The sequence below is a fragment of the Accumulibacter sp. genome, from assembly GCF_016789985.1.
Lineage (GTDB): Bacteria > Pseudomonadota > Gammaproteobacteria > Burkholderiales > Rhodocyclaceae > Accumulibacter.
Window position 1 is genome coordinate 1 of sequence record NZ_JAEUOL010000123.1, and the last position, 6,749, is coordinate 6,749.

The following is a 6,749-nucleotide window of genomic DNA, read 5'->3' on the forward strand; positions in this document are numbered from 1 at the left end:
TGGCACCACGCGGCAAGGCAAAGATCTTGCCCTTCGGGGTGAATACGTAGATCTCGTGCGGAAACAGATCGACCTTGACGTGTTCGAGAAAATCACCGGATTCGTCGGTCGCGCTCTGCAGATCGAGCAAGGAGTGAAACCCCTTGGTGGTCTTCTGCTGCAGATCGGCGCCAAACTCCTCGCTGTCCTTGTACAACCAGTGCGAGGCAATCCCCTCCTGCGCCACGTTCTCCATTGCCTCGGTACGAATCTGCAGCTCGAACGGGGTGCCATGCGGACCGATCAGCGTGGTATGCAGCGACTGGTAGCCGTTGGGCTTGGGAATGGCAATGTAATCCTTGAACTTGCCCGGCACCGGCTTGTAGAGCCCGTGCAGTGCGCCGAGTGCCAGGTAGGTCGTGGGCACCTCACTGACTAGGACGCGAAAGCCGTAGACATCGAGCACCTGCGAGAATGACAGGCGCTTGTCGAGCATCTTGCGATAGATCGAGTAAAGACTCTTCTCGCGTCCGAAAACACGGGCTTCGATGCCGACGTCCTGAAGCTTGCGGTTGATCCCGTCGAGAATCCGCGACAGCAGTTCGCGCCGGTTGCCGCGCGCTGCCTTGAGCGCCCGGCCCAGCACGCGGGCGCGCATCGGATAGATGAGCTGGAAGGAAAGATCCTGCAGTTCGCGGTAGAGTTTGTTGAGGCCCAGCCGGTTGGCGATCGGCGCGTAGATCTCCAGCGTCTCGCGCGCGATGCGGCGGCGCTTGTCGGCGCGCACGGCGGACATCGTCTGCAGATTGTGATGCCGGTCGGCCAGCTTGATCAGCACGACGCGCAGATCCCGCGCCATGGCCATCAGCATCTTGCGGAAGTTCTCGGCCTGCGCCTCTTCGATCGACTGGAACTCGAGCTTGTCGAGCTTGGACAGGCCATCCACCAACTCGGCGACCGGCTTGCCGAAACGCTCGGCAATCAGGCCCTTGCCGACCGAGGTGTCCTCCATCACATCATGCAGGAGCGCGGCGACCACCCCTTCGACATCCATCTGCCATTCGGCGATCTCACCGGCAACAGCCAGGGGATGGGTGATGTAGGGCTCGCCCGACAGGCGTTTCTGTCCCCGATGCGCCGCCTCGCTGAACAGATAGGCTTCCCGGACCAGCTCGATTTCTTCCGGCGGAAGGTACATCAGGCTGTCGATGAACACCCGGTAAGCGGGATCGTCCTCTGGACGGCTTGGCTCGGGAAGATCTTCAGCCACCGGCAAGTCAGCGGCCGGGCCTGGTCGGGCAACCGCATCCATGGTCACACACGGAGCAGGCGTGCGTGGGACGGTCAGGCCTGACCGCGGTTGAGAACTTCCAGGCCGACCTTGCCCAGCGCGATCTCGCGCAGGGCGATCACCGTCGGCTTGTCACGGCCGGCATCGATCAGCGGCGAAGCGCCGGCGGTGATCTGGCGTGCGCGATAGGTCGCCGCCAGGGTCATCTGGAAACGGTTCGGAATACGGTGCAGACAGTCGTCTACGGTCACTCTTGCCATGCAAATCTCCTGGATGATCAGAGCATTGTTGCGAACAGGGTGGAATGGCGCTGGCACTGCGTGGCGTAACGCAGGCGCGCCGCGCGAACCACCGCCAGCAGGTCGTGCAGCGCGCACTGAAGTTCGTCGTTGATAATAACATAGTCGAATTCCCCTACATGCCGCATCTCTTCGCGCGCTGCCGCCAGGCGGCGGGCGATCGTTGCCGCGCTGTCCGTCGCCCGCCCGCAAAGACGTGCTTGCAGGGTGTCGAGCGAGGGCGGCAGGACGAAGACAGCGATTGCCCCGGGAAACACCTGGCGCACCTGCTGCGCGCCCTGCCAGTCGATCTCCAGCAGGACATCCTGACCAGCGCGCAGGGCGATCTCGAGGCCGCTTCTTGACGTACCATAATGGTTGCCGTGCACCTCCGCCCATTCAAGAAAGTCGCCCTTTCCGATCTTGTCGCGAAACTCCTGCACGCTGACGAAATGGTATTCGCGACCATCCACCTCACCGGCTCGCGGCGCCCGCGTGCTGTGAGAGACTGACACGCGGATTCCTGGATCGTTCTCCAGCAGGAGCCGCACCAGCGTCGTCTTGCCGGCGCCCGACGGCGCGCTGACGATGAAGAGATGTCCGATCATGGGGCCTGGTCAAGCAATGCGAGGCGACCATTGTACCCGTGCCTCCCGCCGCCGCCAGCAGCCTGACGCGCTTTCCCGCGAAGAGTGGTCGGAGGCATGGACGAGCACCGTTTTACAGACGAGAATTGCGGCCTCGATACCTTCACCCGCAAGGAGCAGCCGGATGTCCCGATGGAATTTGATGCCGCGCATCGCCCCGCTGCTTGCCGCCTTGGCGGCAAGCCATGCCGGAGCGGCGACGCCGCTCAAGATCGTCGGCTTTGACGACATGTCGTGCCGCGCCTGGTCGGTGTCGCGCGACGATCCTGAACAACGCGCCATCTACGTCGCCTGGGTGCGCGGCGTCCTCACCGGGCACAACTACGCCAACCAGAGCCAACAAATATCGGCGATGTCGAGCAGCACGGTCGAACAGCACGTCGATCGCTACTGCAGCGAGAAACCGCTGGGCAGCTTCAGCGATGCAGCCTTGCGCCTGAGCGACCGGTTTTCCGGCCGCAATGCGCCGATCACCAAGTAGCAGAACCGGCTTCAGCCGCCCGCTGCGCCGGGCGGCGCGCGCGCCATGTTGTGCCGCTTGGCGAAAGTCTGTGAAAATGAGCCCCCACCATCTCCTTCAACCCGGCAATTCAGGCCGGGAAGAGCATGACCGAAATCCTCTGGTTCGTCGCACTCGCCGCCATGCTGCTCGGCCTGCTCGGCGTCTTCCTGCCACTGCTGCCCGGCGTACCCCTGCTCTTTGGCGGCATGTTGCTGGCCGCCTGGCTCGACGACTTCACCCGCATCGGCACGACCACCCTGATCGCCCTCGGTGTCCTGACGCTGGCCGCCTGGCTGGTCGAAACGCTGGCCTCGGTCTGGGGCGTCAAGCGGGCCGGGGCCAGTGGCCTGGCCATTGTCGGGGCCGGCGTCGGGGCCGTGCTCGGCATCTTCGCCGGGCTGCCCGGACTGATTCTCGGCCCGATCGTCGGGGCCATCTGCGGCGAGTACATCGCGCGGCGTGACCAGCGCACGGCGGCGCGCGCCGGCCTCGCCGCCGGCATCGGCTTTCTCGTGGCGATCGTCGCCAAGCTGGCGATTGCCGTAACGATGCTCGCCATCTTCGTGCTGGTGTGGTTCTCCTGAAACCCGATCGTCAACGGCCAGCACGCGAGCGAACACCCGGCGGCAGTCAAGCGTGCAGCATCGGCGGCGGAAACCATGAACCAACACCCTGCAGAAGCCGAACCATCGCCACACGGCATACCCGACGACCCACTGGTCCGTCGTCTGCTCGGCAGCATCCGCCACGCCGCCCGTGTGCTGGCAGTGCCGATGGTGCTGGTGATCTGGTGGGGCGTCGCCGGCGCCGTCTACGTCCTGTACAGTCGGGCCAGCACCCAATGCTCTCAACCTAACACGCGATTGGGATAATTTCACGAACCGATCGAGAAAGCGGTTGCGCACCGGGCGAGCACCAGGCAAAGGGGGTATCCCCGTGATACGGATGTAAAATTTTATATGCCGTGATTTTTATGTTAACGTCGTTGACTCGTTTTCCAAGCATTTGCTTTCGCAAGATTTTTTCCTTGAGGCGCGTCTTTCGACAAAAGCCTTCTCGCGAACCGGCTTCCCCAGTTTTCCCCGCCTGATCGCCTGCCTGCCCGGCGGATTGCCCCGACCCCGATTTTTCTGGACACGAATTTGGGGTAAAACCGTGTCAAGAAAAATCGGGGTCGGGGCAGCAAGAGTGTCGTCAAACATGATCGGGAAGACTTCGGTAAAGCACCTGCAGTATTCCTATGACCAGGACAAAGCCATTGCTTCGGCCGCCTCGCATGCGTTGAGCCGTGGCGTGTCGCGTTGAGCCGACTTTAGCCGCCAAACATCTGAAATCACCCCCGCTCCGCCGCCAAACTCCTCACCCCCGTACAGCGCTGGCTGTCCTGAGCACCGCGCGGTCGTCAGGGCGGCTTTTTGGCCTCGCTTAACCGGCTGAAAGTCCTTGACCTAGCGCGAGCCGGAACCCGATGTGGATGTAGCGGTATTCTTGCACATCCTTGTACCGATAGGCACTCCGCGCGTCCCTGGCATCGTAGCGCCACGAACCCCCACGCAAAACACGGTCGGCACCAGACCGCGCGCCTACCGGATCGATCTGTGGGTCTGTCGGGTACTCACCGTACCAGTCAGCACACCATTCCAGAACGTTACCGTGCATCTCGTACAAACCCCATGGATTCGCCGGAAGCGAAGCAACTGGTACGGTTTGCCGGCGATAAAATCCTTCCTTGCCCTTGGCATAGGGATGGTTGCCAGCGTAGTTGACCAGATCCGGGGTTATATTGTCGCCGAAGGAGAACGGCGTGGTCGTCCCGGCCCGACACGCGTATTCCCACTCCGCTTCGCTCGGCAGTCGCGCCGGCAATCCTGCCAGTCGCTGCTGGAGTTGGCCGATGAAGGTCTGCACGTCGTCCCAACTAACGTTCTCCACCGGGTTGCGTGGGTCGTCCTTGAAACCGCTTGAATTATTGCCCATTACCGCTTGCCAGAAAGCCTGCGTGCAGGCCGTTTCTGCCAGCCAGAAACCATGGCTCAGCGTCACTTCGTGCTCCACTTCGTCCTCATAACGTTCTGGCTCGGCGGCCGGAGAACCCATCAGGAAGTGCCCCGGCGCGATCCAGCGGAAGACCTGGCGCACGCCGCCAATGGTCAGGCCCAACCACAGGCCATGTTCATCGTCCTCGCCCCAATCGCTCGCCCAGGGCAGCGGAAAGGGGTCGGGGAAAGAGCTTTCGGCAAGGTCGGGAGCAGACATCAGGAAGATCCACCAAGGCGCCGCTTTGGCAGGTGTTCGGCAGGGTGCCTACCAACCTGCCAAAGGGTATTGACACCGCCGCGACGCGGTGGAGAGGAAGCCATCTGATCAAGCAACACTTTCATTGCTGGCGGCAAGCGAAGGACGGTGTCTGTCGCGCAGATGTCACGGATTTGTCATACTCTCTGTCGCCAAACCGCTGGATCTCGACTCGCATGAAACACGTCCAGGATAACCACGCGACGTGCTTCTGTCCGGTAGAACAGGGAATACGGGAATCGTCGCGCCCCGATGGAGCGAACATCTCGGAAGACCACGGGATAACGAAGTGGATCTCTCCCTGCCAGTTGTACGGCGCGGTCGATCTCGGCAACGAACTGCGCTCCGAGCCCGCGGCTTCACTCTTCGTACCACAACGCCGCTGCCTCGAACTCCAGCCGGGCGGCCCGCAGAAAGACGACCGCAAGGATCATGCCTGTAGCCGCTGGCCGATCGACTCCCGAATCTCCTCCCAGGAAACAGCATCGTCCGGGTTGGCTTCATGCTCGGCGATACGGCGCTCGAGTTCCGCCTGCTGTGCCTCGGTGAGCGGCATCGCCGCTGCGTGATCGGCAATGTTATCCCAGAGCTCCTGTACGAGCGTCAGGCGGTCCTCGAATCCAAGTCGATCAATTCCCAAGGATCTGAGCGATACGGTCATAGTGTGATCCTGTTCCTGTGCAAAGCCCGATCGGCTGAAGTGGAGAAAGAACCCGAACGTCTCAGGCTGATGGTGCATGCTTGGCTTACTTCATCCCCCGAAGCAGCGAACTTGTAGATTGGCCTGCCGGCGAAACCAGCCAGACCAATCACTGATTACTATACCGCGAAGGGTGTCGTCCGATGTGGCGCTTTCGCCCCCTCGCGCGGCGGAATGAGCCGTCACGTAGGTTGGGCTGACCCTGCGAAGCCCAACAACCCCGACCATCGGGGTAAGCTATCAGTCGCGATGTTTTCCCTCGATCGCGCCCCCAACCCGTCCCCAGTCCGGTTCCACAATACCGCGTTTGATGTAGCCATGCAGTGTGGAGTGCAGCCAGTCCGTCGGTTGCTTCACCCAGCCGTGCTTCACCGGATTGAAATGGATGTATTCGATGTGCCGTGCCAGATCGGTCTCGTCACGGATCTGATGTTCCCAATAGCGGCGTTGCCAGATGCCGCGCTCACGCTTGCTTTGGCGGCTGGCGCCAATGACTTCGTTTTTCGGCAATTGCCTGGAAAAGCCCGCCTTGATCAGTGACCAGCGGAGCGCAAAGTTGGCATCGCCAGCGGGCAGGCGCCATATCGTGTGCCGATGCTCTGGAAGGACGACCATGGCCAACAGCGTATAAGGGTGCGCGTGCTTGACTGCCGCCATCGCGGCTCGCAGCGCTTCGATGTGGCGTACCAACGTATCGGAACCCCGGTCGGCGAGGTTGACGGTGAAGAAGTACCGCCAGGAGTATTGGCGCGTCGATAGTCCATGGCTTGGTCTGTTTGCGGGTGATGTTGGGCTTCGTTCCTCAGCCCAACCTACGGTCCTCGGCCATCGTCTTGCGCAGATCGCGCAGGTCGGCAAAGACGGCGAAGTCGGTCTCGCTGAGGACCTCGCGGTAGTCGACACGGCCGCGCTTGCCACCGCCCGAAGAGCGTTCGGCGCCGTCGCCATCGACGGTCGTCAGGCAGAACAGCCAGTAACTGTGGGCACCCTGGTCAACGAACTGCTTGTCGACCGACACAATGCGATGCTGAGCGCAGAAGGCGTTCAACTCGGCCTC

The 6,749-nt window shown here is 62.0% G+C and carries 9 protein-coding genes and 2 pseudogenes; 3 read left to right on the forward strand and 8 right to left on the reverse strand.

Annotation, left to right across the window (positions count from 1 at the left end; all coding sequences use genetic code 11):
* The 3 genes from JNK99_RS07150 to gmk form a co-directional block, all read right to left on the reverse strand.
* On the reverse strand, positions 1-1,195 hold a 1,195-nt coding region (locus JNK99_RS07150), incomplete at its 3' end, for a RelA/SpoT family protein (protein ID WP_291850725.1).
* A 128-nt stretch (positions 1,196-1,323) separates the two neighbouring features.
* Entirely contained in the window at positions 1,324-1,530 is a 207-nt protein-coding gene (rpoZ, locus tag JNK99_RS07155) for a DNA-directed RNA polymerase subunit omega (protein ID WP_291850706.1), read from the reverse strand.
* A gap of 17 nt (positions 1,531-1,547) precedes the next feature.
* Positions 1,548-2,156: a guanylate kinase gene (gene gmk / locus JNK99_RS07160; protein ID WP_291850708.1), complete on the reverse strand. Its 609-nt coding sequence runs from the start codon at positions 2,154-2,156 to the stop codon at positions 1,548-1,550.
* 163 nt (positions 2,157-2,319) lie between these two features.
* Here gmk and JNK99_RS07165 point away from each other — a divergent pair, with 163 nt between their 5' ends.
* From JNK99_RS07165 to JNK99_RS07175, 3 genes are all read left to right on the forward strand, one after another.
* Positions 2,320-2,676, forward strand: coding sequence for a hypothetical protein (locus JNK99_RS07165; protein ID WP_291850711.1), 357 nt, complete (start codon positions 2,320-2,322; stop codon positions 2,674-2,676).
* 125 nt (positions 2,677-2,801) lie between these two features.
* Positions 2,802-3,281, forward strand: a complete 480-nt coding sequence (locus tag JNK99_RS07170) for a DUF456 domain-containing protein (RefSeq protein WP_291850713.1) — start codon at positions 2,802-2,804, stop codon at positions 3,279-3,281.
* Positions 3,282-3,356: 75 nt separating this feature from the next.
* Entirely contained in the window at positions 3,357-3,569 is a 213-nt protein-coding gene (locus JNK99_RS07175) for a hypothetical protein (RefSeq protein WP_291850716.1), read from the forward strand.
* Between the two features lie 553 nt (positions 3,570-4,122).
* Here JNK99_RS07175 and JNK99_RS07180 read toward each other — a convergent pair.
* From JNK99_RS07180 to JNK99_RS07195, 5 genes and pseudogenes are all read right to left on the reverse strand, one after another.
* Positions 4,123-4,953 carry a formylglycine-generating enzyme family protein gene (locus tag JNK99_RS07180; protein WP_291850719.1) on the reverse strand — a complete coding sequence of 277 codons (831 nt, stop codon included), beginning with the start codon at positions 4,951-4,953 and terminating at the stop codon, positions 4,123-4,125.
* 176 nt (positions 4,954-5,129) lie between these two features.
* Positions 5,130-5,324: pseudogene (locus JNK99_RS17645) on the reverse strand (type II toxin-antitoxin system RelE/ParE family toxin); the annotation flags it as partial.
* A 98-nt stretch (positions 5,325-5,422) separates the two neighbouring features.
* Positions 5,423-5,653 (reverse strand): addiction module protein, encoded by a 231-nt coding sequence (locus tag JNK99_RS07185; protein ID WP_291850722.1) that lies wholly within the window; start codon positions 5,651-5,653, stop codon positions 5,423-5,425.
* A gap of 279 nt (positions 5,654-5,932) precedes the next feature.
* On the reverse strand, positions 5,933-6,349 hold the full coding sequence (locus tag JNK99_RS07190; RefSeq protein WP_366518727.1) for a transposase: 417 nt from the start codon (positions 6,347-6,349) through the stop codon (positions 5,933-5,935).
* 145 nt (positions 6,350-6,494) lie between these two features.
* Positions 6,495-6,749, reverse strand: a pseudogene (locus JNK99_RS07195) (hypothetical protein); the annotation flags it as partial.